The sequence below is a fragment of the Cellulosimicrobium sp. G4 BAM 1002 genome (genome assembly GCF_057126935.1).
In genome coordinates, this window is the sequence record NZ_CP182109.1 from 1,440,309 (window position 1) to 1,463,928 (window position 23,620).

Here is a 23,620-nt window from a genome sequence, read left to right on the forward strand (position 1 = left end):
CCTCTGTGGCGAGCGAGGCTACGATGCTGACGCATCGGTCGCGAGGTCTGACAGTTGAACCGCGTGACGATTCGCGGGGAGCAAGTTCCGGGCGGCAAGCTGAAGGTGGCATGGTTCCACCGGCCGCCGGAGGCTGCGGACAGGGAGCGGCTGCTCGAGTCTGGTCTCGACGGAATCGGCATCGACACGGCCGCGCCACTGGAACGAGATTCGCTGGACTGGTTGGACGAGTTTCGGTGCACGTACCTGCATCTCAACAGCAGGGCTCTTCCGCCGATCCCCCCAGCCACGCAGCGTCGACTTGAGCACCTCTCCGTGTTCGGTCGGCTCGCCCGTCGTGACACGCTCCAGACGGAAGACCTCCGTGCCCTTCGCACGCTCTCGGCGGACGACGTCCATCTCGCCGGAGATTTGTCGCAGCTCGAGAAGCTTGAGGGCCTGCATCTCGGGAAGGTCCGTGACCCTGATCTTGCACGTCTGAGCGGATGTACTGGGTTGCGCCGACTTCGCTTCGAGTGCTCACTCACGAGTCCCAATCGTGTGGCGCGACTTGATCCTGGGACGGAGCTTTCACTTCTCTCAGAGATAGAGATTGATCGGGGACGCATCGTCACTTTGGATGGTGTCGAGCGGCTGCCAGCGCTTCGAGACCTCGTCATCGCCCCCACTTCCGTGCCCGAGGACGCGCCCCGAATCGACGTGAGACCGCTCGCGCGCTGTCGGCAACTCAACTGGCTGGCGATCGGACTGAACGGGCGCCTCGAGGGTGTGCGCTACCTTGAGTCTCTGCCCGACCTTCGACGCTTGACCGAGGTCGAGCAATGGTCCGAGGACTCGGTGCCTGAGTCTGTTAATCGGCGGTGGATCGCGCCACCCAGGCTCGTGCCTGCCGCCCAGGCGTGACACGTCTGCCGCGAAGGTCGCCAGGATCAGGAATGAGCAGCGCCATGCTCCGGGAAGCACGGTGCTTCGGGATGATCGCCTCGTGACGCGCGGTGCCTGGGCCACCCTGCGGCAACGCTGCCGCAATGTCTGAGGGGCCTGTTAGCGTTCGGAAGCTCCTCCGGAGTGCTCGGCGTCGTGCGCCGGGAAGGCCCTTCAGTGACAAGAGCACTGGGTGGGTTGCTCCGTCGTCTACATCGTCATGAAGGAAGATGCCGCTTGCTCGTCGTCGCAACGGCGACAGTGCGTGAACGGGACAGTAACGATCCGTTGGGCGAGGGGACAAAGTTCACGTCCCGCCACACTGGACGGCCTCTTCCGCGACGACGCTGTAACACGAGTGCGGACGCCTCAGCATCATTGATCCGGACCTGCGGTCTGGGCGAACTCCACGCCGGAGGCCGCCCGCAGCCGCACTGGCACGCGCGGGCTCAACGGACTGGTCACTCCAGTAGATCCCGGAGGATTCCTGCCTGTTGCCGGTCAACAGTCCCGTCCTCGAGGAACTCGTCGATCGTCGAGTCGGAGTACGGCCCGTACGAACGCCATGGGCTTGCTATCCCGTTGTCGATAGCGCGGAGGGCGTACTGACCCTTCTTCAGGATGACCTGACCGATGTCCGGGTCTAGTTCCAGAACATGCTTCCAGTGGACGACGATCGGCTGTGAGGTGTCGGGCTCCTGCGCAGAGAGATACATCCAGGTCTCTGAGGTTCGGAAGACACGAAGGATGGGCAGGTGGGAATCGAGGACCTCGGCACTCGTCACGACTGCCTGGCTCGCGATGGGGGTGGACGCGTTCTGGCGCCATCTCATACGGGTTGGCCCCTTCTCGTTGCTGCACTTCTCGCAGAGAGCACGCACTATTCGTTGGGCTGTTGTCTTCGCCCCTTGTGCGTGCCCGTTAGGTGGTGGAGATCGACCAGCCGCATTCCCCGTTCGACGAGGAGGAGCGCGATCTCGACGAGCTTCCGACGCGTTGGCGGCGGTAGTCACGAGAAGCGAAGGAGCCCCCCCGTCGGCGACCATCTCACGACCACGCCGTAGCGCGCGAACGCCGTAGAGAACAGCGTGCCAGTTGCCAGAGTGCAGTGGGAGCGCCGTCGGATCGCTGCGGGCCCGCCGCGGGACCAGCAGGGCGTGAACGGCGCCACCACATCTCTCTGACCGAGGCGTGGGCGGGTCGTGATGGGATGTCCCGGTGCTCACAACGATAGCCACCGCCAACGTGAACGGGATCCGCGCCGCCGTGCGCCGAGGGATGGACGCCTGGATCGCGTCCCGCACCCCCGACGTCCTGCTGCTCCAGGAGGTCCGCGCGCCCGACTCGGTCGTGAACGACCTGCTCGACGGCTGGCACGTCGCGCACCAGGCGTGCGACGTCAAGGGCCGCGCGGGCGTCGCCGTCGCGTCGCGCCTCCCCGTCGCCGCCGTGCGCGTCGGCCTCGGCGCGGGCGAGCCCGAGCCGCCCGCCGACACCGGCCGCTGGGTCGAGGCCGACCTCGAGCTCCCCGACGGCGGCCGCGTCACCGTGATCTCGGCGTACCTCCACTCGGGAACCGTGAGCCAGCCCGAGACGATGACCGCGAAGTACGCCTACCTCGAGAAGGTCACCGCACGCCTGCGCGAGCTCGCGGCGACGGGGGACCGGGTCGTGCTCGCGGGCGATCTCAACATCGCCCACCGCAATGTCGACATCAAGAACTGGCGGGGCAACCTCAAGAGCGCCGGGTTCCTCCCCGAGGAGCGCGCGTACGTCGACACGTGGCTCGACGGGATCGGCCTCGTCGACCTCGGCCGCACCCACGGCGGGGAGGGCCCGGGTCCGTTCACGTGGTGGTCGTGGCGCGGGCGCGCGTTCGACAACGACGCCGGCTGGCGCATCGACTACCAGCTCGCGACGCCCGCGCTCGCGGACCGCGCCGTCAAGGTCGAGGTCGACCGCGCGCCGTCGCACGAGGAGCGCTGGAGCGACCACGCGCCGGTCGTCGTCACCTACGACCTCTGAGGCGACGTCAGGCGACGCGCTCGGCCGGGGCGGACGGGGTGGCGATCAGGAAGCCCGGGGCGCCGAGGCCCTCGCGCTCGAAGGCCGCGCGGACGGCCTCGGCGACGGCCTCGACCTGGTCTGCGCGGACGAGGGCGATCGCGGAGCCACCGAAGCCACCGCCGGTCATGCGCGCGCCGAGCGCGCCGGCCACGCGTGCGGCCTCGACCGCGACGTCGAGCTCGACGCTCGAGACCTCGTAGTCGTCGCGCAGCGAGACGTGCGACGCGTTCATGATGGGGCCGATCGCGTCCGGGCGGCTGTCGCGCAGGAACGCGACGAGGTCGCGGACCCGGCCGATCTCCGTGACGACGTGCCGCACCCGGCGGCGCGCGACGTCGTCGGGCAGCTTCTCCAGGGCCGCCGCGAGGATCCCCGCCGGGTCGTCGCTCGTCGCGACGGCGTCCGCGAGCTCGCGCAGCGAGGTGAGACCCAGGGTGCGGGCGGCGTCCTCGCACGTGTCGCGGCGCGCGGCGTACTGCCCGTCGACGAGCCGGTGCTCCGCGCGGGTGTCCACGACGAGCAGCGCGAGCCCGGCGGCGTCGAGGTCGAACGGCACCTGCTCGGCCGACTCCACCGGGTCGAGACCGGGACGACAGTCGAGCAGGAGCGCGTGGCCGGCCTGCGCCCGCAGGGACGCGGACTGGTCCATGCCCCCGGTCGGGGCCCCCGCGATCTCGTTCTCCGCGCGGATGCTCGCCGCCGCGAGGGTCGCGCGCCCGGCGTCGCTCCTGGCGAGACCGAGGCCCGCGACCTCGTCGAGCGCGACGGCGGCCGAGCACTCAAGCGCGGCGGACGACGAGAGCCCGGCCCCGAACGGGACGCTCGAGTCGACGGCGGCGTCGAAGCCCGTGATCGAGGACGGCTCTGCGCCCTGGGCGCGGAGCTGCTCGCGCAGCGCCCACGCGACGCCCACGACGTACGACCCCCACCCGGCGACGGCGCCTGGGGCGACCTCCTCGAGGCGAGCCGTCCAGACCTCGCCCGGCGCCTGGGCCGACGCGAGACGGACGAGCGAATCGGTGCGCGGGCGCAGCGCGACGTAGGTGCGGTGGGGGAGCGCCATCGGCAGGCACAGGCCGGCGTTGTAGTCGGTGTGCTCGCCGATGAGGTTGACCCGGCCGGGTGCCGTCCACACACCGACGTCACCGCCGGACGTCTCGTCGCTCGCCGCGTCATGGCCGAACGCGTCCCCGAACACCGCGCGCGCCCGGGCGGCGCCGACGTCGTCGGACCAGGCGCGGACCCAGCCGCGCGCCTCGCTCGTCGGCGCGAGCTCCTGCAGCCGGGCGGCGATCCGCTCCGGGGTGGTGTCGCTGATCCACGCGCCCATGCCGGACTCCGACCCCGCGAGGTACTTGAGCCTGCCCGGCGCGCGCAGGACCGAGAAGACCTGCAGGTGCAGGCGCGCCAGAGTGACGTCGTCGGTGCCGCCGTCGGCGACCGAACGCCCCTCGCGCGCGGGTGCCTGGTGCCACGCGGCGATGTACGGGAGCGGGATGGGGTCGCCGTCGGCGGTCTCGAAGAAGCGGTCGAGGCGGCGCAGCAGCTCGAGGTACGCGGTCGCGAGGTCGTCGCGTTCGGCGTCGGTGAGCGCGGGCAGGTCGGGGACGTCGCGGCGCGGGGCGAGGTGCACCTCGACGGGCCAGCGCGCGGCGTACGGGACGTAGGCGACCCAGTGCTCGGTCTCCATGACGACGCGGCGACCGTCCGCGAGCTCGCCGTCGAGCACGTCGCGCAGGAGGTTGCGTCCGGTGCGCTCGTGGTGGGCGCGAGCCTCGGTCAGGAGGGCGCGCGTGCGCGGCGTGACGTACGGGTAGCCGTAGATCTGCCCGTGCGGGTGGTGCAGGGTCACGCCGATCTCCTGCCCGCGGTTCTCGAAGCAGAACACCTGCTCGACCCCGGGCTCGGCACCGAGCGCCGCGGTGCGGTCTGCCCACGCGTCGATGATCGTCCGCACGCGCTGCGGCGACAGCGCGCCGAACGAGGTGTGATGGTCGCTCGCGAAGCACACGACCTCGCAGCGGCCGGCCGCAGGGGCGTGGAGCTGGAGCGGGACGTCCTCCGCGACCTCGTCCGGGACTCCCGGGACGCGCTGCAGGGAGGGGAAGCGGTTCTCGAAGACGACGACGTCGTAGTCGGTGTCCGGGACCTCGCCGTCGGAGTAGGCGGCACCCGGCCGTGCCGGGCACAGCGGGCACGAGTCCGCCGCGGGGAGGAACGTGCGGTTCATCCGGTGCGCGGCGAGCGGCACCCAGTCGCCCGTGAGCGGGTCGCGACGCATCTCGGGCCCGGTGTACGGGCGAGGCGTCCCGTCGGCGCCGGGGACCGGGGCGAACCGGTCCGGCAACGGGCGAGGGTCGTCGAGGCGCCGCGTGCGCTCGCCGGAGACGTACTCGGGCGAGTCGTCGAAGTAGACGAGCTCGCGCCCGTCGGCGAGGCGGGTCGAGGTGCGGCGCAGGTGCTGGTTCATGCGTGCGGGTTCCGATCGCGGTGCTGGTGATGGTGGTGAGAGCGGGGCTCAGGCGACGACGAGCTGCTCGACGAGGTCCTCGACGCGAGCGCGCTCGTCCTCGGCGAGCCCGTCGTCGGTGACGAGCACGTCGACGTCGGCGAACGTCGCGAACACGCGCAGCCCCGTGGTGTGCCACTTCGTGTGGTCCGCGAGGACGACCGTGCGGCCCGCCGCGCGGATGAGGGCCCGGTTGGTCGCGGCCTCCTCGAGGTTCGGGGTCGTGAGCCCGATCTCCGGGTCGACGCCGTGCGCCCCGATGAACGCCAGGTCGACGCGCAGCCCCGCGAGCGCCGCTTCTGCGAGCGGGCCGACGAGCGCGTCGGACGGCGTGCGGCTGCCCCCGGTGAGGATCGTCTCGACCCGCGGGTCGCCCGCGCGGTGCAGCGTGTCGGCGACCGGGAGGGAGTTGGTCACGACGGTGAGCGGGCGCAGCGCGGGATCCGCCGCGATGCGCGCGGCGAGGAGGTGCGTCGTCGTGCCCGCGCTCAGCGCGATCGACGAGCTCGGGGTGATGAGCCGTGCCGCGGCGGTAGCGATCGCCTGCTTCTCCTCCGCCTCGCGCGAGCTCTTCGCCGCGAACCCCGGCTCGTGCGCGGTGGTGTGCGGGGCGACGGCGCCCCCGTGCACCTTGCGGACGAGCCCCTGGTCGGCGAGCTCGACGAGGTCGCGCCGGATCGTCATGTCCGAGACGCCGAGCTCACGGGTCAGGTCACCGATCCGGACCGCGCCGTGGTCGCGGATCTCCGTGAGGATGCGCTCCTGGCGCTGTGAGGCGAGCATGCAGGACAGTATTGTCCAGTTCCCCGAGAAATCCAACACGATCGAACACGACCCAACATCGACGAGTGGATCGACCGGTGCCGGTCAGTTGCGGTCTCAGTAGCGGATGGCGTCGATCACCTTGACGCGGACGGCGACGAGCGCGGGCAGGAGGCCTGCGAGCGCGCCGACTCCGACCGCGGCGAGCATGCCCGTCACGGCGGCGGAGAACGGGAAGCCCGGGCGGTCCTGCACGGCCGAGCCCATGAGCGAGTCGAGGGGAACGTTGTGGAGCACGACGACGGCGACGGTCACCCCGACGACGCCCGCCACGGTCGTAGCGACGACGCTCTCCATCATCACGGCGAAGAACACGCGGCCCGAGCTCGCGCCGAAGCTGCGGCGGATCCCGATCTCGCGGATGCGGTAGCGCACGGTGACGAGCGCGATGTTCACGAGGCCCAGTCCACCGAGCAGGAGCGCGATGGCGCTCACACCGATCACGACCCAGCGGATCGCGCCGTCGACGGTCGCGTACTCGGCCGAGTCGGAGCGGTAGACCTCTGCCTGGACCCCGCTGAGCGCACCCGCGACGTCGCGCTGGATCGCTTCCTGGAGGCCGTCGGCGAGGTCGTCGGGAACCCAGAGCTCGAGGCGCGGCGGCCCGGTCATCTCGAGCGACTCGGGCGTGACCCATGCCGCCTGCGCGTCGACGAGCACGTACGCCTGGGGCTCGGCGCCCGGCCAGTCGTCCGGGAAGGCCCCGACGACTGTCGCGACGACCGGGTTGTCGCCCCCGATGGTGACGGTCGGGTGCTCGGCGACGGTCCGGCCGCCGAGCGCGTCGAGGAAGGCCTGGTTGACGACGAGGGCGGGCGCGAGACGGTCGGCGTCGGCGTCGGTGAACCAGCGGCCGGACGTGACCTCGAACCGGTGCATCGTGGCCCAGTCGGCCTCGACGCCCGTGGTGTAGACCTCGCGCGTGCCGTCCGGGAAGCGCACCGGAGCCGGTGCGTCGCGCAGCATCGACGAGTGCTCGACGGCGTAGCGCTCGACGATCTCGTCGAACACCCGTGTGTACTCGTCGGGCGACGGCATGACGCTCCCGCCCTCGCCCGTGGGCCAGGCCGAGACCTGGAGGGTCGCGGCACGGCCCTGCCAGCGGTCGTTCTGCTCGGCGGAGACCTGGCGCAGCATCTCCCCGGCCGCGGAGATCGCGGTGATCGCGCACACCGCGACCGCGACGCCGACGAGCGCGAGCAGGACGCGCACCTTGTGGATGCGCAGCTCGTCCCACGCCTCGAGGACGGCGCCGACGAACCCGGTCACGCGGCGTCCCCCTCGTGCGACGGGCCGGCCGTCACGAGCGGTCGCGCGACGTGCTCGGCCTGCTCGTCCCCGGCCCTCCCCGGGCCGTACGGCCCGACACCGGCGCTCGGAGCACCGGTGCGCTCGCCGAGGGCGTCGAGCGCCGTGAGCGACCCTGCGCTGCGCGCGCTGATGGAGATCGGGGTGAGCACGCCGTCGGCGAGGCGGAACTGCCGGGCGGCGCGCGAGGCGACGGCGAGGTCGTGCGTGATGGCGATGAGCGCCGAGCCGTTCTCGCGCGCGATGGTGTCGAGCAGGTCCATGACCTCGGTGCCCGTGTCGACGTCGAGCGCGCCCGTGGGCTCGTCGGCGAGGATGACGCGCGGGACGCGGACGAGGGAGCGTGCGATCGCGACGCGCTGCTGCTCGCCGCCGGAGAGCTTCTCGGGGCGCGTGTCGAGGCGGTCGCCGAGGCCGACGCGCTCGAGCATCTCGGCGGCCAGGGTGCGCCGCTGCCAGAACTGCCGGCCGCGCGCGTACAGCAGCGGCGCGACGACGTTCTCGAGCGCGGTGCGGCCCTGGAGCAGGTTGAACTGCTGGAACACGAAGCCGAAGTCGGCACCGCGGCGCCGCGCGCGTGCGCGGCCGGAGAGCCGGCCGATGGGGACGCCGTCGAGCAGGTACTCCCCGGCGGTGGGCGCGTCGAGGAGGCCGAGGATGTTGAGGAGCGTGGACTTGCCGGTACCCGAGCGGCCGACGACCGAGACGTGCTCGCCCGCGGCGACCGTGAGGTCGATGCCGCGCAGGATCTCCAGCTCGCGGTCGTCGGGCAGCAGGACCGAGCGCGTCACCCCGCTCAGCTCGAGGAGGGTCATCCGACGAACACCTCGCCGCTCATCGGGTCGACGACGGGCTCGACGTCCTGACCGGGCACGAACTCGAGCACCTGGTCGCCCTCGGCCAGGCCCTCGGTGACCTGCACGACGGCGCCGTCGGTGATCCCGAGCGTGACGGCCCGCTCCTCGGCCTCGCCGTCCTCGCCGACGACCCACACCTTGCCCTGCTCGACGCGCCCGAGCACGGCGGTCACGGGCACGACGAGCGCGCCCTCGACGGACCCCGCCGTGACCTCCAGCTCGGCCGCGAGGCCGGCGAACACGGTGACGTCGCCGGGGACCGCGCACGTGATGCTCGCCGACGAGCCGCCGGCGGCAGGGTCGCCACCCGCGCCGTCCTCCGGTGTCCCGACCGGAGCCGCCGCCGCGCCCATGCGCAGGTTCGTGCACGTGAACGGTGCGGGGCCGCCGGTCACGGTGACCGTCGCCTCGGCGGGGATCTGCAGCAGGCGGAACTGCTGCTCGGCCACCATGCTCCCGGTCACGGACAGCGTCCCGGGCGAGATCGTCGCGAAGTCGTCGCCGACGGAGACCTCCTGGTCCTTGAGCGCCGTGTAGGTCGCGACGGTGCCGGCGACCGTGGCGGTGACGGTCTCCTTGGTGACCTTGGGCCGTCGCTCCGTGACGGTGACCTCGCCGGTCTCGAGATCGGTCTTCGTCAGCGGCTCCTGCGGCTCGGTGAGCGTCACCTCGAGCAGGGGCGCCCCGGCCTCGACGACGTCGCCGGGCTTGGCGAGCACCTCCGTGACCGTCCCGCGCTGGGTGACCTTCTGCGGCGCGGCCGGGTCGGCGACGACCTGACCGGTGACCGTCACGGTGTTGGTGACGTCGCCCGTGGTCACGGCGACCTGCGGCTCGACGAGCTCGGCGGACGGCACCGCCGGGTCGTCGGCGGGCTCGGGCGCGGAACGGAAGGCGATGACGGCGAGCGAGGCGGCGATGACGCCCCACACGAGGATGCGGAGGGCGGGGAAGACGAACCGGCGGGTGATACCCACGTGGGGGCTCCTGAGGGCGCTGGGCGACGGCGGACGAGCGTCGGGGTCGGGCGGTTGCTCGGGGACGGCCCGAGGCTAGGGCGGTCCGGGAGGCGCCGTCGTCATCCCTGGGGAGGAGTCTCGCCGCTTGTTCTCCCCCATGAGGTCACGGAGCGGTAACGCCGCCGTCGGTCGGGTGGTGGACGCACGTCGCCGGTGACAGCGGGAGCCGAGCGAGGCGGTGCAGGGCGACGGTGCACGTCGGAGCAGGAACAGGGCATGGCGGAGCGGCGGCATTGCCACTGCGTATCCCCCTCACCGGCCGGCCGGCCGTCCCCCCGGGACGAGATGCGGGCGAGACTATACCGTGGCGTGAGGAAAAGACAGGGAGCCTTCGAGAGGGCGGGACCGGTCGGGCCGCGCCGTGCGGGGCGTCGTGCTCCGCGTCGTGCTGTGAGCCGAGCTCAGGACGACACGACGGTGACGCCGAGCGAGCGCCCCGCGAGCCCGCGCGGGCGCCGCGCGAGGCGGAGCGCGACGTCGCGCAGCGCGACCGCGGCGGGCGCCCCGGGGTCGGAGAGGACGACCGGCGTCCCGCCGTCGCCCGCCTCGCGCAGCGTCACGTCGAGTGGCACCTGCCCGAGCAGCGGCACGTCCGTGCCCGTCGCGCGGGACAGGTTCGCGGCGACGCGCTCGCCGCCGCCCGCGCCGAAGATCTCCAGGCGCGACCCGTCCGGCTGCTCGAGCCACGACATGTTCTCCACGACGCCGACGACGCCCTGCTGCGTCTGCAGCGCGACCGACCCTGCACGCTCGGCGACCTCCGCGGCGGCGACCTGCGGCGTCGTGACGACGACGATCTCGCTGCCGGGCAGGAGCTGCGCGACGGAGATCGCGATGTCGCCCGTGCCGGGCGGCAGGTCGAGGAGCAGCACGTCGAGGTCGCCCCAGAAGACGTCGGCGAGGAACTGCTGCAGCGCGCGGTGCAGCATCGGCCCGCGCCACACGACCGGCTGGCCCGCGGGGACGAACATCCCGATCGAGACGACCTTCACGCCGTGCGCGATCGGCGGCAGGAGCATGTTGTCGACGCGCGTGGGCTGGCGGTCGACGCCGAGCATCCGCGGGATCGAGAATCCGTAGATGTCCGCGTCGACCACGCCGACGTCGAGCCCTTCCGCGGCGAGCGCGACCGCGAGGTTCGCCGTCACCGACGACTTGCCGACGCCGCCCTTGCCCGACGCGATCGCATACACCTTGGTGAGCGACTCGGGCTTGGCGAACGGGATCTCGGGCTCACCGACGCCGCCGCGCAGCATCGAGCGCAGCTCCGCGCGCTGCTCGGCGCTCATGACTCCGAGCTCGACCCGCACGTCCGCGACCCCGTCCACCGCGCGGACCGCGGCCGCGACGTCGCGCGTGAGCGTGTCGCGCATCGGGCACGTCGCGACCGTGAGGTCGACGCCCACCACGACGGTGGCCCCGGGCGCCCCCGGTTCGACGTCGACCGAGCGCACCATCCCGAGGTCCGTGACGGGCCGGCGGATCTCCGGGTCGAGGACCGTGGTGAGGGCGTGGCGGACGGCCTGCTCGAGCGGGTGCGCTGCGGGGTCGGGCATGGCTCCATCGTAGGCGCGGCGTGCGCCGGTCCCGCCGGGTCGTTGGTCCCGCGGGTGGTCGGTACTACGGTGCTCGGATGGACGCCCTCTCGTCGCTCGCGCGCGACAGCGAGCTCTTCGGTGACGCCGCACGCAGCGCGCCGCCCGACGCCCGCGTGCCGTCGTGCCCGGAGTGGACCGGGGCGGACCTGATCTACCACCTGGCCGAGGTGCAGGACTTCTGGTCGCGCGTCGTCGGGCCGGCGCCCGGGCAGGGCCTCGACGGCGACGACGTCCCGCCGTTGCCGCGGCCGGAGTCCGACGCGGAGCTGCCCGCCCTCCTGCAGCGCTCGACCAGCCGGCTCGTCTCCGCGCTGACCGGACGTGACCCCGCCGAGCCGTGCTGGTCGTGGCACGACGACGGCCGCCACGTGGGCTGGGTCGTGCGGCGCCAGGCGCACGAGGCGCTCGTCCACCGGGCCGACGCCGAGCTCACCGCCGGCCGCGACGTCACCCCCGCGGACCCGGGCGTCGCGGCGGACGGCGTCGACGAGGTCCTGACCGTCATGGTCGACGGCGTGCCCGGCTGGGGCGTCTTCACGCCCGACGGCGCGACGATCTCCGTGGTCGTCGACGGCCCGGCGGAGACGCCGCGGAGCTGGGAGCTCGCGTTCGGGCGCTTCACCGGCACGGGCCCCGAGTCGGGGACGGCCTACGACCTCGATGCCGCGCAGCTCGTGGACCTGCCCGGATCGACCACCACGCAGGTCGCCGGTCCGGCGTGGGCGCTCGACCTGTGGCTCTGGGGCCGCGGCACCGCGGACGGGCTCACGGTCGCGGGTGACCCAGCGCTCGTCGACCGCCTGCGCCGCGTCGCGGCCGAGGGCACCCAGTAGCCGGAACCGGTCAGTCGCGCGGTGCGGGTTCCTCGTCCTGGCGGGCGGACTTCTCCTCGAGCTCCTCGAGGAGGTTGCGGATCTCCGAGCGCACGAAGTCGCGCGTCGCGACCTCGCTCAGCGCGATGCGCAGGGCCGCCATCTCGCGCGCGAGGTACTCGGTGTCGGCGAGGTTGCGCTCGGCGCGCTGGCGGTCCTGCTCGGCGGTGACGCGGTCACGGTCGTCCTGGCGGTTCTGCGCGAGCAGGATGAGCGGCGCGGCGTACGACGCCTGGAGCGAGAGCATGAGCGTGAGCGCCGTGAAACCGAACTCGGCGGAGTCGAACCGCAGCCCCTCCGGACCCCACGAGTTCCAGATGATCCACACGGCGCAGAACACCGTGAGGTAGACGAGGAAGCGCGGCGTGCCGAGGAACCGCGCGATCCCCTCCGTCGCCGCCCCGACGGCGTCCTGGTCCACGCGGACCCGGGGGATGAGGGAGCGCCGGGCCGACTTGGGCGTGTCGAGGCGGTCAGCCACGGGCCACCCCCGACCCGTCGTTCGCGACGGAGCTGCGGGCGGCGTCGGTGTCGACGTCGTCGTCCGTCTCGCGCCAGTCGTCGGGGAGCATGTGGTCGAGCACGTCGTCCACGCTGATCGCGCCCAGCAGGCGCTTCTGCGGGTCGAGCACGGGGACGCACAGCAGGTCGTAGGTCGCGAGGATGCGCGTCACGCGGCCGAGCGGCGCGTCGGGGGTGACGCCCTCGACGTCCGAGTCGAGCACCGACCCGACGGCGGCGTGCGGGGGCTCGCGCAGCAGGCGCTGGAAGTGCGCGACCCCGAGGAACCGCCCGGTCGGGGTCTCGAGCGGCGGTCGGGCCACGAACACCATCGAGGCGAGCGCGGGCGCGAGGTCCTTGCGCCGGATCTGCGCGAGCGCCGTGGCGATCGTCGTCTCGGGGCCGAGCACGACGGGCTCGCTCGTCATGAGGCCGCCCGCCGTGTCCTCGTCGTACGCGAGGAGGCGGCGCACGTCGCGCGCGTCCTCGGGCTCCATGAGCTCGAGGAGCTGGGCCGCCTGCGCCTCGGGCAGCTCGTGCAGGAGGTCGGCCGCGTCGTCGGGCTGCATGGCCTCGAGCACGTCGGCCGCGCGGTCGTTGTCCAGCCCCGACAGGATCGCGACCTGGTCGTCCTCGGGAAGCTCCTCGAGCACGTCCGCGAGCCGCTCGTTGTCGAGCGCGCCCGCAACCTCGAGGCGGCGCGTGTCGCCGAGGTCGTGGATCACGTCGGCGAGGTCCGCGGGCTTCAGGTCGTCGTACGCGGCGAGCAGCATCGCGGCGCCCTGCGCCTGGGTGCTCCCGGCGAGCCCGGTGACGGCGTCGGCGTCGACCACGAACGCGTCACCGCGCCGGCGCAGGCTCAGCCCGCCCTTGTGCGGGGTCTGACGGCGCACGTAGAGCTTGGTCACGAGCCAGTCGCCGGTGCGCTGACGCTCGATCGCGAGGTCCTCCACCGTCGCCGAGCCGGACCCGTCCGCGAGCTGGACCGTGCGCTCGAGCAGCTCGCTCACGGCGAGCGACTCCATCGCGCGCTGCTCGAACCGGCGCATGTTCACGAGCCCGGTCGAGATGACCTGGCCGGAGTCGATGCTCGTCACGCGTGTGAGCGGCAGGAACACGCGGCGCCGCCCCGGCACCTCGACGACGAGCCCCACCGCGCGCGGCGCCCCCTTCGGGCGCAGCAGGACGACGACGTCCCGGACGCGCCCCACCTGGTCGCCGATGGGGTCGAACACGCTGGTCCCGGCCAGGCGCGCGACGAAGACGGTGGTGGCTGCACTCACGCGGCCAGCCTACGCACGCGCCGCCCGTGCCGCCGGACGCGTCGCGGCGCGCCCCTCGCGCCCGCGTGCGCAGTAGGACAGACTGGGCGAATGAGCATGACACGCCCGGGTGCCGTCCCCCGAGTCCCGACCCCGCCACGTGGTGAGCAGATCGCGTCGTACGCGACCTACCTCGAGGCGCAGAAGGCCGTCGACTACCTCTCGGACAACAAGTTCGCGGTCGAGCTCGTGACGATCGTCGGCACCGACCTCAAGATGGTCGAGCGGGTCACGGGGCGCCTCACCTACGGGCGCGTCGCGATCGCGGGCGCGGCGTCGGGTGCGTGGTTCGGCCTCTTCGTCGGCGTGCTGCTCTTCCTGTTCTCCGGCGACGGCGCGTTCGTCCTCACGGCGATCGGGATCGGCGCGGGCTTCGGCCTGCTCTTCTCGGTGCTCTCCTACGCGCTCACGCAGGGCAAGCGCGACTTCACGTCGCAGAGCCAGATCGTCGCGTCGGCCTACGGGATCCTCTGCGCGCCGGAGCGCGCCGGCGAGGCGCGCCAGCTCCTGTCCCGCATGCCCGAGGGTGCGGGCGGCGTCCGGGCCGCCGCCGCCCCCGCCAACCCGACCTGGGGCACGCCCGCGGGCCCGCAGGCGCCCGGTCAGGGTGGCGCCCCGACGGCGCCGCCTGCCCACGACGCGCCTCCCGTCCCCGCCGCGCAGCCGCAGTCGGGCACCGTGCCGCCCGCGGCACCGCCCCAGCCGGCCGCGCCGGCCCAGCCCACCCCTGCCCGGACCCCGGACCCGCGCTGGACCACTCCCTCGGGCGAGCCGCGCTACGGGGCGATGCGGCCGGCGTCGGACCAGCCGACCGAGCCGCCCCCGGCCCCGGAGCAGCAGTCGGACCAGCCGGAACGACCCGCCTGACGACGGCGAGGGCCGGGAGGCGGACACCTACGTCCGTCGCCCGGCCCTCGTCGCGCGCGTCAGCGCTCAGCCGCGGAGGCGGGCCATCCAGGCCTCGACGTCCTCGGGGCGGCGGGGGAGCGCCGCGGAGAGGTTCTCGTTGCCGTCCGCGGTGACGAGCACGTCGTCCTCGATGCGCACACCGATGCCGCGGTACTCCTCGGGGACGGCGAGGTCGTCGGCCTTGAAGTAGAGCCCGGGCTCGATGGTGAAGACCATGCCCGGCTCGAGCACGCCGTCGAGGTAGAGCTCGCGGCGAGCCTGCGCGCAGTCGTGCACGTCGAGGCCCAGGTGGTGGCTCGTGCCGTGCACCATCCAGCGTCGGTGCTGCTGGCCCTCGGGCGACAGCGACTCCTCGGCGCTCACGGGGAGCAGCCCCCACTCCTCGAGCCGCGCCGCGATGACCTCCATGGCCGCCGCGTGGATGTCGCGGAACCGCGCGCCCGGGACGGCGACGGCGAACGCGGCGTCCGCGGCGTCGAGCACCGCCTGGTAGATGCGGCGCTGCACCTCGGTGAACTCCCCGTCCACGGGCAGCGTGCGCGTGACGTCCGCGGTGTACAGCGAGTCGACCTCGACGCCCGCGTCGAGCAGCACGAGCTCTCCGGACCGGACGACGCCGTCGTTGCGGATCCAGTGCAGCGTCGTCGCGTGCTCGCCCGCGGCGGCGATGGTCTCGTAGCCGACCGTGTTGCCCTCGAGGCGCGCGTGCGCGTCGAACGTCGTCTCGATCACGCGCTCGCCGCGGCGGTGGCCGAGCGCGCGCGGCAGGTTCCGCACGACGTCCTCGAAGCCCGCGATGGTCGCCGCGACGGCCTCGCGCATCTGCTCGACCTCGTGCGCGTCCTTGACGAGCCGCAGCTCGGAGACGGCCTCGACGAGCGCGGCGTCGGTGCGGCGGTACGCCGCGTGCGCGCGCTCGAGCCACTCGGCCTCGGTGAGCTGCTCGTCCTGCGCCGCCTCGGCCGCCACCTCGCTCGACTCGGCCTCGTCGAGACCGGCCTCGGCGCGGATCGCCTCGACGAGCGCCTCGACGGCCTCGTCCGCGCCCGCGACGACGAGCAGCGTCACGCCGCCGGGGCCGACGTCCTTCGCGAGCGCGTCGCGCAGCTCGTCGACGTGGCGGGCGTCGATCCCGGTGGCCGTCGCGACGTCGTCGAGCGACGGACGCGCGCCGACCCAGAACTCGCCGTAGCGCGAGTCGGCGTAGAACTCCTCGGTGTCGCGCGCGGCGAGCGGGCGGACGTACAGCACGGCGTGGTGGTCGCTGCCGCCGTCGCCCGTGCCGGGCTCGACCGGGTGCAGCACGAGCACGGCGTCGGGCTCCTGGTCCGTGCCGTAGCCGGTGAGGTGCGCGAACGCGGAGTGCGGCCGGAACCGGTAGTCGGTGTCGTTCGAGCGCGTCTTCAGCGGGCCGGCGGGCACGACGAGGCGCGCGCCGGGGAACCGTGCCGAGAGCGCTGCACGCCGCTCTGCGGTGAACGGGGCGGCGGGGAGGGGCTCGACGTCGAGCTCCTCGCGCGGCGCCCAGCCGCTCGTGATGAAGGCCTTGAAGGCGTCGGAGTCCGGTCGCTGCGAGCGGTTGCTGCCGCGCGCGGCCAGGTCCTGGCCCTCGACAGGGCTGCCGTGCTCGGGGGACTCGGGAGTGACGGGGGTGGCGTCGGTCATGCACCCAGTCTCGCACCGCGCGCGCGGCCGAAGTCCGCGAGCGCGCGCCCGAGCACGTGGTTGAACGCGTCGGGAGCCTCGCTGTTGACGTCGTGGCCGGCCCGCGGGACGACGACGAGCGCGGCGTCCGCGGCCGCCGCGAGGTAGCGCTGCTCGTCGAGGCGCAGGTGGTCGCGCGCGCCGTTGACGAGCCACACGGGGACGTCGACGTCGCGCACGTGGGCGAGCCACGAGCGTCCCGCGAGCTGGGTGAGCGCGTCGGTGACGACGTCCCAGCCGGGCCGGTGGGCGGACGCCCGACCGGCGTCCGCGGGCCCCGAGAGCAGGTACGACGACGACGCGCCGCCCGGGAGCGTGCGGCCGGCCCGGGCGATCGTCCCCCACGCGCTCGTGGTCGTGCGCGCCGCCCAGCGAGCGCCACGACCGAGGCCTCCGCCGCCCGCGACGACGAGGCGGGCGACGTCGCGGAACAGAGCGACGGGCTTGCCCTTGGGGTCCGACGTGCACGCGGCCGCGACGACGCCCGCGAGGTTCGTCGGTCGGCGCGCCGCCCAGGCGAGCGACGTGTAGCCGCCGAGCGAGAGGCCGACGAGCACGACTCGCCGGTCCGCCCCGAAGGACGCCGCGGCGTCGTCGAGCACCTCGAACGAGCGGTCGAGCGTGAACCGCTCGTGCGCCCGCGTGCCGTGGGCGGGAAGGTCGACGGCGACGGCGTCGTGCCCGAGGTCCCGGACGTGGGCGACCTGGCGGTCCCAGATCGCCCCGGAGGTGCGCATGCCGTGGACGAAGACGACGGCGGGCGGCTCGGCCGAGGCGACGGCGGGGACGGGGGCTGGGGTCATCGAGGTCAGGCTCATCGACGACGACTGTGGCACCCCAGCCTGGGACGGCCATGATGAGGGGCGGTGGCCCGTGTGCACATCGTGTGCGGGTCCGGTGGCGCCCCGTCACTATCCTGGGGCTCGTGCGCATCGACCTCCACACCCACTCGACGGCGTCCGACGGCACGGACGCGCCGGGGCAGGTCGTCGCCGACGCGGCCGCTGCCGGGCTCGACGTCGTCGCGCTCACGGACCACGACACGACCGCCGGCTGGGCGCAGGCGACCGACGCGGCGCTGCGCCACGGCGTCGCGCTCGTGCGCGGCGCGGAGATCTCCGCACGCTCGGGCGGCATCAGCGTGCACGTGCTGTCCTACCTGCACGACCCGGCGCACGAGGCGCTGCTCGCCGAGCTCGACCGCACGCGCGACGCGCGCACGAGCCGCGCGCGCCGCATGGTCGACCTGCTCGGCGAGGACTACCCGATCACGTGGGAGGATGTGCTCGCGCAGACCGTCGAGGGCACGACGATCGGGCGGCCGCACATCGCGGACGCGCTCGTCGCCGCCGGGCACGTGGCCGACCGCTCGGCCGCGTTCGCGACGATCCTCGCGCCCGGCACCCCGTACTACGTGCCCCACTACGCACCCGGCGCGGTCGCTGCCGTGCGCGGCGTGCGTGCCGCGGGGGGAGTGCCCGTCTTCGCCCACCCGGGCGCGGACGGTCGGGGGCGCGTCGTCGCCGACTCCGTCATCGAGGAGATGGCGGCGGCGGGGCTCGCGGGGCTCGAGGTGTTCCACCGCGACCACGACGAGCGGCAGCGCACACGGCTCGAGGACCTGGCCCGCACCCTGGGCCTGTTCGTCACCGGGTCGAGCGACTACCACGGGGCCGGCAAACCGAACCGGCTCGGGGAGAACACGACAGCACCGACCGTGCTGGCGCAGATCGAGGAACAGGGACAGCTGGACGTGATCAGGTGAACGACTTCTTCGACGTCCGGCTGTTCACGGAGGTCTTCGTCACGCTGTTCGTCATCATGGACCCACCCGGCACGGTGCCGGTGTTCCTGGGCCTGACGAGCGCGATGGGCGCCAAGCAGCGCAACCAGGCCGCCCGGACCGCGATCCTCGTTGCGTTCGGCGTGATCGTGGCGTTCGCGGTGTTCGGCCAGCAGATCCTCAGCTACATGCACATCTCGCTGCCGGCGCTGCAGACGGCGGGCGGGCTGCTCCTCCTGCTCGTCGCGATGGAGCTGCTCACCGGCAAGATGGAGGAGCCGCAGCCGTCGGGCAACAAGGGCGTCAACGTCGCCCTCGTGCCGCTCGGGACGCCGCTGCTCGCGGGCCCGGGCGCGATCGTCGCGACGATGGTCTTCGTCCAGCGCGCGGGAGAGCGCGGCGGCGGGGTCGCGGAGTGGGTCGCCATCGTCGCGGGCGTCGTCGCCGTGCACCTGTGCCTGTGGCTGTCCATGCGCTTCGCGAACGTCATCAACCGCGTGCTCGGCGACTCGGGCACCATCCTCGTGACCCGCATCGCGGGTCTGCTGCTCGCCGCGATCGCCGTCCAGCTCGTCGCCGACGCGGTCACGCAGTTCATCGAGGCCGCATAGCCCGTCACGCGCCCGGGCGGCGCTCCGGACACAACGAAACAGGGGATGTTAGGTTCTTTCGGTGACCCAGCCGATCCTCCCTCCCCGCAAGGTCTCCGAGCTCGTCGTCGAACGCCTCAGCGAGCGCGTGGCGAGCGGTGAGTGGCCCGTGGGCACCCGCATCCCGCCGGAGCCGGAGCTCGTGGCCGAGCTCGGCGTCGGGCGCAACACCGTGCGGGAGGCCGTCCGGGCGCTCGAGCACGCCGGCATCCTCGAGCCCCGGCGCGGCGACGGCACGTACGTCCGCGCCGCCGACGGTCTCGACGCCGCCCTGACGCGCCGCGCCAGGACCACCGACGCGCTCCAGGTGCTCGAGGTGCGCGGCATCCTCGAGCGCGGGGCGGCACGAGCCGCGGGCGAGCGGTGCGACCCCGACGCCGTGGCGAGGCTCGAGGCGGCGCTCGCCGCGCAGGTCGCCGCGCGCGACGCCGACGAGGACGCGTTCCAGGCCGCCGACGTCGCGTTCCACGCCGAGGTCGTGCGCGCCGCCGGGAACCGCCTGCTCGCCGACCTCTACGACGGGCTGGACCACGCCCTCGTGCGGACGTTCCCGTCGGGCGAGCGGCGGCGGCACGATCGTGACGTCCCCGGCCACGAGGAGGTGGTCGCGGCGATACGGGCGCAGGACCCGGACGCGGCCGAGGCGGCGGTGGCCGCGACGATCGACGCGGTCCGGGCGCACCTCGTCGAGGCGGTCGCGCGCGGCGGGGCCGCGTGAGCGCGCTGCGCCGGCCGCTCGGCGTCGGCGCCGTCGTCGCGATCGTCCTCGCGGCGCTCAACCTGCGCCCGGCCGTCGTCGCGATCTCCCCGCTGCTCGGCGAGATCCAGGCCGAGGAGGGCCTCAGCGCGACGGCGGCCGGGGTGCTCACGACGCTTCCCGTCCTGTGCTTCGGGCTGCTCGCGCCGGTCGCCCCCGTGCTCGCGCGGCGATGGGGTCTGGAGCGTGCGCTCTTCTGGAGCCTCGTCGTGCTGTGCGTGGGCTTCGCGCTGCGCCTCGTCCCCGAGACGTGGGGGCTGTTCGCCGGGACCGTCGTCGCGGGCAGCGCGATCGGGCTCGGGAACGTGCTGCTGCCCGCGCTGATCAAGCGCGACTTCGCCGACCGCGTCGGTCTCATGACGGGCCTCTACTCGATGGCGCTCTCCGGCGGCGCGGCGCTCGCGGCGGGCCTGACTCTGCCCGTCGCGGCAGCGGCGGGGCTCGACTGGCGCGGCGCGCTGGCGAGCTGGGGCCTCCTGGCGGTGCTCGCCGTGGTGGTGTGGGTGCCGCGCGCGCTGCGTCCCGACCCGGTCGGCGCGACGGCGTTCCGACCGGTGCACGCCCCGGGCGGTGCCCGGTCCGTGTGGCGCAGCCCGCTCGCCTGGGCGGTGACGGTCGTCATGGGGATGCAGTCGCTGTCCTTCTACGCGGTCAACGCGTGGCTCCCGGCGATCATGGTCGGGCTCGGCCGGACACCGGAGGCGGGCGGCTGGCTGCTCGCGCTGTGCAACCTCGCCGGGATCGCAGGGTCGTTCGTCACCCCCGTCCTCGCCGGCCGGATGCGTCGTCAGCGGGGCATCGGCGTCGTGCTCGTCGTCCTGGTCGGGACCGGGCTCCTCGGCCTCGCGCTCGCGCCGGGGGCTGCGGTGGCGTGGGTCGTGCTCGTCGGTCTCGGGCAGGGCGGCGGCATCAGCCTCGCGCTGACCCTCATGGCGCTGCGCGCGCGGGACGCCGCCCGCACGTCCGAGCTCTCCGGCATGGCGCAGAGCGCCGGGTACCTCCTGGCGGCGGGCGGCCCCATCGGCCTGGGGTTCGCGCACGACGCCACGGGCTCGTGGACGCTCCCGCTGCTCCTGCTCGTGGCGGCCGCCGTCGTGCAGGGCGTCGCGGTCTGGTTCGCAGGGCGGGACCAGCATGTCGGCTAGGGCGGAATGACTGATCGTGAACGATTAGACGTCGTATCAGTCAGATATTGACACGCGACGCGTGCTCGGGCGAGGATGCCGGGAACCACGCCGACTCGACGAGGAGTGCCCGTGAACCCCCTGAACAGACCTCCCTCCCCTTCCCGACGACGGCCCGGGGGGCCGGCCGTTCGGGGGACCCGAGCCCTCGGCGCCGGGATCGCCGCCGTGCTCGCTCTCGGCCTGGCGCCGGCCGTGGCGCCCGCTACAGCGGCCGACGAGCCACCCGCCTCGGCGACCGAACTCGCCCTCGTCCCGCGCCCCGCCGAGGTGGCGGTCGGGGACGGGCCGGCCTTCGTCGTCGGCCCGACGGCGCACGTGGTCGCCCCCGGGGACGCCGCCCCGGTCGGGAAGTACCTCGCCACGCTCCTGCGACCGGCGACCGGGTACGAGGTCCCCGTGACGGACGCGGCCGGGGACGGTCCTGCCGTCGAGCTCTCCGTCGAGCCGGTCGCAGGCCTCGACGAGACGGAGACCGAGCGCTACACGCTCACGGTGACGGACGACGTCGTGCGCCTCGTCTCGCCGAGCACCGCGGGCCTGTTCCGCGGCGTCCAGACGCTGCGCCAGCTCCTGCCCGCGGCGATCGAGGCCGACACCGTCCAGGACGAGGACTGGTTCCTCCCGGCCGTCGAGATCACGGACGAGCCGCGGTTCGCGTACCGCTCGTCGATGCTCGACACGGCGCGCCGGTTCTACCCGGTCGAGGACGTCAAGCGCTACATCGACCAGATGGCGCTGTACAAGCTCAACACGCTGCACCTGCACCTCACGGACGACCAGGGCTGGCGCATCGTCGTGGACGAGCTGCCCGCGCTCACCGAGATCGGGGGACAGACGCAGAGCGGCTGGGCGCCGGGGACCAACTCCGGGGACCCGTGGTTCTACTCCAAGGCCGACTACGCCGAGATCGTCGACTACGCGGCGTCGCGGTACATCGAGGTCGTGCCCGAGATCGACGGTCCGGGGCACACGCTCGCCGCACAGGCCGCGATCGGGTCCCTCAACTGCGACGGCCGGCCCAGGGCGCCGTACTACGGGTTCGACGTCGGCAATCCCATGGTCTGCGCGACGCCCGAGAACGCCGCGAACGTGCGCGACTACCTCGAGAAGGTCATCGCGTCGGTCGCGGCGCAGAACCCCGGCCGCTACCTCCACCTCGGCGGTGACGAGGTGCCGGACCCGCCCGCCGGCTGGTACGAGGCGTACACGGCGATGGCCAACGAGATCGCCACGGCGCACGGGAAGACGATCGTGGGCTGGCACCAGTGGGCGCAGGGCTCCACGCTCCCGGCCGGCAGCCTCATGCAGTACTGGGGCGTCGCGTCCCGCAACCGCCCGACGATCGGCACCGCGAACGAGTCGGTCGACGTGCGGGAGGTGCGCTCGGCCCTCGAGGCCGGCGCGCGTCTCGTCGTCTCGCCCGCGGACCGCGCGTACACGGACATGAAGTACGACGCCTCGACGCCGTACGGCCTGCAGTGGGCGGCGATCGTCAACCTCCGTCGCGCCTACGACTGGGACCCGCTGACCGAGCTGTCGAGCACGGACGGCACCGTCCGGCTCGCCACGGAGGAGCAGGTCGCGGGAGTCGAGGCGTCGCTGTGGGCCGACCGTGCGTACCGGGGCAGCAGCAGCCTGCCGACGAGCCTCGACCAGTTCATCCCGCCCGCGGTCTACACCGACCACATGACGTTCCCGCGCATGCCCGCGATCGCCGAGGTCGCGTGGTCGCCCGCAGGACGCGACTACGACCAGTTCGTGCAGCGTCTCGTGCCGCACGGCGAGCGCTGGACCGAGCTCGGCTACGGCTGGTACCGGGCGCCCGACGTCGCGTGGGAGCCGGTCGAGCCCGTCGACCCGGAGCTCGCCCACCACTGGACGTTCGACGAGGGCGACGGAACGACGGCGCTCGACGCGGTCACGGGCGCGCAGGCCGCCGTCGACGGCGCCGGATGGGTCGAGGCGCAGCAGGGCGGCGGCATCGCGCTCGACGGCGTCGACGACGGCGTGCGGCTCGGGGCAGCAGCGGTCCAGGGACCGTGGACGCTCGCGGCCTGGGTGAAGCGCACCGACGCCCGTCGCAGCTCGGTCCTCGTCTCGGACACTACCGCGGGCGTCCGGACCGCCGTGAAGCTCGAGCAGTACCCCGACACCGGACGGATCGGGATCACCCAGCTCGGGGTCGCCGACCACGCCTCGCCGTACGCGACGCCGGTCGGCGAGTGGGTGCACCTCACGCTCACGGCGGACGGCGGCACGACCCGGGTCTACGTCGACGGCGTCGAGGTCGGCCAGGTGCCGGCGTCGCCTGCCCTGGGGATCGACCAGCTCGGCCGGCTCTGGGACGCGCCGGGCTGGCCCGGGGCGACCGACTCCGCCGCGGTGGAGGTCGACGACCTGCGCGTGTACACGGGCGCTCTCGGGTCCTCGGACGTGGCCGACCTGTACGCCGCGGTGCGGCCGGAGGACGGCCCCGACGTCCAGGTCGACGCGCAGGTGCGCTGCCTCGCGGGCCGCGCGGGCGTCGCCGTGCGGGTACTCAACACGGACGACGTCGCGCTCGACGTCGTCGTTACGACACCGTGGGGGACGCGGACCTTCGGGGACGTCGAGCCGGGGAGGTCGGCCTACCAGACGTTCACGGCGCGGTCGACGTCGGTCCCGGCGTCGACGGCGACCGTGACGGCGACGGCGGCGGGCGCGTCCGACGGGCCCGCCACGGCGGTGGACGTCGACTTGGCCGCGACCACCTGCGGCTGAGCCGGAGACGACGAACCCCGGGTCGCTCCCCACCGGTCGGTGACGGTGGGGGACCCGGGGTTTCGTCGTCG

The 23,620-nt window shown here is 73.6% G+C and carries 20 protein-coding genes and 1 pseudogene; 9 read left to right on the forward strand and 12 right to left on the reverse strand.

The annotated features are described in order from the left end of the window. Positions 1–54 precede the first annotated feature (54 nt). Positions 55–903, forward strand: coding sequence for a hypothetical protein (locus ACMXGY_RS06505; protein ID WP_483776043.1), 849 nt, complete (start codon positions 55–57; stop codon positions 901–903). Between the two features lie 482 nt (positions 904–1,385). Here the strand turns inward: ACMXGY_RS06505 and ACMXGY_RS06510 are convergent, their stop codons facing one another. Next, entirely contained in the window at positions 1,386–1,709 is a 324-nt protein-coding gene (locus ACMXGY_RS06510; protein WP_483776044.1) for a hypothetical protein, read from the reverse strand. A 433-nt stretch (positions 1,710–2,142) separates the two neighbouring features. On the opposite strand from ACMXGY_RS06510, the gene ACMXGY_RS06515 reads away from it, so the two are divergent. Then, a complete protein-coding gene (locus tag ACMXGY_RS06515; protein WP_483776045.1) occupies positions 2,143–2,949 on the forward strand; it encodes an exodeoxyribonuclease III in 807 nt (268 codons plus the stop codon). Positions 2,950–2,956: 7 nt separating this feature from the next. Here the strand turns inward: ACMXGY_RS06515 and galK are convergent, their stop codons facing one another. The 7 genes and pseudogenes from galK to ACMXGY_RS06550 all read right to left on the reverse strand — a co-directional run bounded on the left by galK (position 2,957) and on the right by ACMXGY_RS06550 (position 11,062). After that, positions 2,957–4,189, reverse strand: a complete 1,233-nt coding sequence (gene galK, locus ACMXGY_RS06520) for a galactokinase (protein ID WP_483776804.1) — start codon at positions 4,187–4,189, stop codon at positions 2,957–2,959. A gap of 69 nt (positions 4,190–4,258) precedes the next feature. Beyond that, positions 4,259–5,461, reverse strand: a pseudogene (galT, locus tag ACMXGY_RS06525) (galactose-1-phosphate uridylyltransferase); the annotation flags it as partial. A gap of 48 nt (positions 5,462–5,509) precedes the next feature. Continuing rightward, positions 5,510–6,283, reverse strand: coding sequence for a DeoR/GlpR family DNA-binding transcription regulator (locus ACMXGY_RS06530; protein ID WP_483776046.1), 774 nt, complete (start codon positions 6,281–6,283; stop codon positions 5,510–5,512). 96 nt (positions 6,284–6,379) lie between these two features. After that, positions 6,380–7,591, reverse strand: coding sequence for an ABC transporter permease (locus tag ACMXGY_RS06535; RefSeq protein WP_483776047.1), 1,212 nt, complete (start codon positions 7,589–7,591; stop codon positions 6,380–6,382). Next, complete coding sequence (locus ACMXGY_RS06540; protein WP_483776048.1) at positions 7,588–8,445, reverse strand: ABC transporter ATP-binding protein; 858 nt, start codon at positions 8,443–8,445, stop codon at positions 7,588–7,590. Before ACMXGY_RS06540 ends, ACMXGY_RS06535 begins: the two co-directional genes overlap by 4 nt. Next, entirely contained in the window at positions 8,442–9,464 is a 1,023-nt protein-coding gene (locus ACMXGY_RS06545) for an efflux RND transporter periplasmic adaptor subunit (protein ID WP_483776049.1), read from the reverse strand. The genes ACMXGY_RS06540 and ACMXGY_RS06545 overlap by 4 nt, the downstream gene beginning before the upstream one ends. 443 nt (positions 9,465–9,907) lie before the next feature. Next, positions 9,908–11,062 (reverse strand): Mrp/NBP35 family ATP-binding protein, encoded by a 1,155-nt coding sequence (locus ACMXGY_RS06550; protein ID WP_483776050.1) that lies wholly within the window; start codon positions 11,060–11,062, stop codon positions 9,908–9,910. 77 nt (positions 11,063–11,139) lie between these two features. Between ACMXGY_RS06550 and ACMXGY_RS06555 the strand changes: the two genes are divergently transcribed. Then, complete coding sequence (locus tag ACMXGY_RS06555; protein ID WP_483776051.1) at positions 11,140–11,937, forward strand: maleylpyruvate isomerase N-terminal domain-containing protein; 798 nt, start codon at positions 11,140–11,142, stop codon at positions 11,935–11,937. A gap of 10 nt (positions 11,938–11,947) precedes the next feature. Here the strand turns inward: ACMXGY_RS06555 and ACMXGY_RS06560 are convergent, their stop codons facing one another. Both ACMXGY_RS06560 and ACMXGY_RS06565 read right to left on the reverse strand, forming a co-directional pair. Next, complete coding sequence (locus ACMXGY_RS06560; RefSeq protein WP_483776052.1) at positions 11,948–12,457, reverse strand: DUF1003 domain-containing protein; 510 nt, start codon at positions 12,455–12,457, stop codon at positions 11,948–11,950. Beyond that, positions 12,450–13,760, reverse strand: coding sequence for a magnesium transporter MgtE N-terminal domain-containing protein (locus tag ACMXGY_RS06565; protein ID WP_483776053.1), 1,311 nt, complete (start codon positions 13,758–13,760; stop codon positions 12,450–12,452). The genes ACMXGY_RS06560 and ACMXGY_RS06565 overlap by 8 nt, the downstream gene beginning before the upstream one ends. Before the next feature lie 90 nt (positions 13,761–13,850). On the opposite strand from ACMXGY_RS06565, the gene ACMXGY_RS06570 reads away from it, so the two are divergent. Beyond that, positions 13,851–14,666 carry a YflT domain-containing protein gene (locus ACMXGY_RS06570; RefSeq protein ID WP_483776054.1) on the forward strand — a complete coding sequence of 272 codons (816 nt, stop codon included), beginning with the start codon at positions 13,851–13,853 and terminating at the stop codon, positions 14,664–14,666. Between the two features lie 66 nt (positions 14,667–14,732). On the opposite strand, the gene ACMXGY_RS06575 is transcribed toward ACMXGY_RS06570, so the two are convergent. Continuing rightward, a complete protein-coding gene (locus tag ACMXGY_RS06575) occupies positions 14,733–16,373 on the reverse strand; it encodes an aminopeptidase P family protein (RefSeq protein ID WP_483776055.1) in 1,641 nt (546 codons plus the stop codon). Continuing rightward, positions 16,370–17,215 carry an alpha/beta fold hydrolase gene (locus ACMXGY_RS06580; RefSeq protein WP_483776056.1) on the reverse strand — a complete coding sequence of 282 codons (846 nt, stop codon included), beginning with the start codon at positions 17,213–17,215 and terminating at the stop codon, positions 16,370–16,372. The genes ACMXGY_RS06575 and ACMXGY_RS06580 overlap by 4 nt, the downstream gene beginning before the upstream one ends. Positions 17,216–17,337: 122 nt before the next feature. Here ACMXGY_RS06580 and ACMXGY_RS06585 point away from each other — a divergent pair, with 122 nt between their 5' ends. The 5 genes from ACMXGY_RS06585 to ACMXGY_RS06605 all read left to right on the forward strand — a co-directional run bounded on the left by ACMXGY_RS06585 (position 17,338) and on the right by ACMXGY_RS06605 (position 23,549). Further along, positions 17,338–18,177, forward strand: a complete 840-nt coding sequence (locus ACMXGY_RS06585; protein ID WP_483776057.1) for a PHP domain-containing protein — start codon at positions 17,338–17,340, stop codon at positions 18,175–18,177. Next, positions 18,174–18,806, forward strand: coding sequence for a MarC family protein (locus ACMXGY_RS06590; protein ID WP_483776058.1), 633 nt, complete (start codon positions 18,174–18,176; stop codon positions 18,804–18,806). Before ACMXGY_RS06585 ends, ACMXGY_RS06590 begins: the two co-directional genes overlap by 4 nt. Before the next feature lie 61 nt (positions 18,807–18,867). Next, positions 18,868–19,563, forward strand: coding sequence for a FadR/GntR family transcriptional regulator (locus tag ACMXGY_RS06595; RefSeq protein ID WP_483776059.1), 696 nt, complete (start codon positions 18,868–18,870; stop codon positions 19,561–19,563). Further along, complete coding sequence (locus ACMXGY_RS06600; RefSeq protein ID WP_483776060.1) at positions 19,560–20,747, forward strand: CynX/NimT family MFS transporter; 1,188 nt, start codon at positions 19,560–19,562, stop codon at positions 20,745–20,747. Before ACMXGY_RS06595 ends, ACMXGY_RS06600 begins: the two co-directional genes overlap by 4 nt. Positions 20,748–20,954: 207 nt before the next feature. Then, entirely contained in the window at positions 20,955–23,549 is a 2,595-nt protein-coding gene (locus ACMXGY_RS06605) for a family 20 glycosylhydrolase (RefSeq protein WP_483776061.1), read from the forward strand. Positions 23,550–23,620 lie beyond the last annotated feature (71 nt).

Excerpts from the sequence above, each read along its gene's own strand:
- ACMXGY_RS06580 (WP_483776056.1), bottom strand. The coding sequence starts at position 17,215 with ATGACCCCAGCCCCCGTCCCCGCCGTCGCCTCGGCCGAGCCGCCCGCC.
- ACMXGY_RS06540 (WP_483776048.1), bottom strand. The coding sequence starts at position 8,445 with ATGACCCTCCTCGAGCTGAGCGGGGTGACGCGCTCGGTCCTGCTGCCC.
- ACMXGY_RS06575 (WP_483776055.1), bottom strand. The coding sequence starts at position 16,373 with ATGACCGACGCCACCCCCGTCACTCCCGAGTCCCCCGAGCACGGCAGC.
- ACMXGY_RS06550 (WP_483776050.1), bottom strand. The coding sequence starts at position 11,062 with ATGCCCGACCCCGCAGCGCACCCGCTCGAGCAGGCCGTCCGCCACGCC.
- ACMXGY_RS06570 (WP_483776054.1), top strand. The coding sequence starts at position 13,851 with ATGAGCATGACACGCCCGGGTGCCGTCCCCCGAGTCCCGACCCCGCCA.
- ACMXGY_RS06530 (WP_483776046.1), bottom strand. The coding sequence starts at position 6,283 with ATGCTCGCCTCACAGCGCCAGGAGCGCATCCTCACGGAGATCCGCGAC.
- ACMXGY_RS06555 (WP_483776051.1), top strand. The coding sequence starts at position 11,140 with ATGGACGCCCTCTCGTCGCTCGCGCGCGACAGCGAGCTCTTCGGTGAC.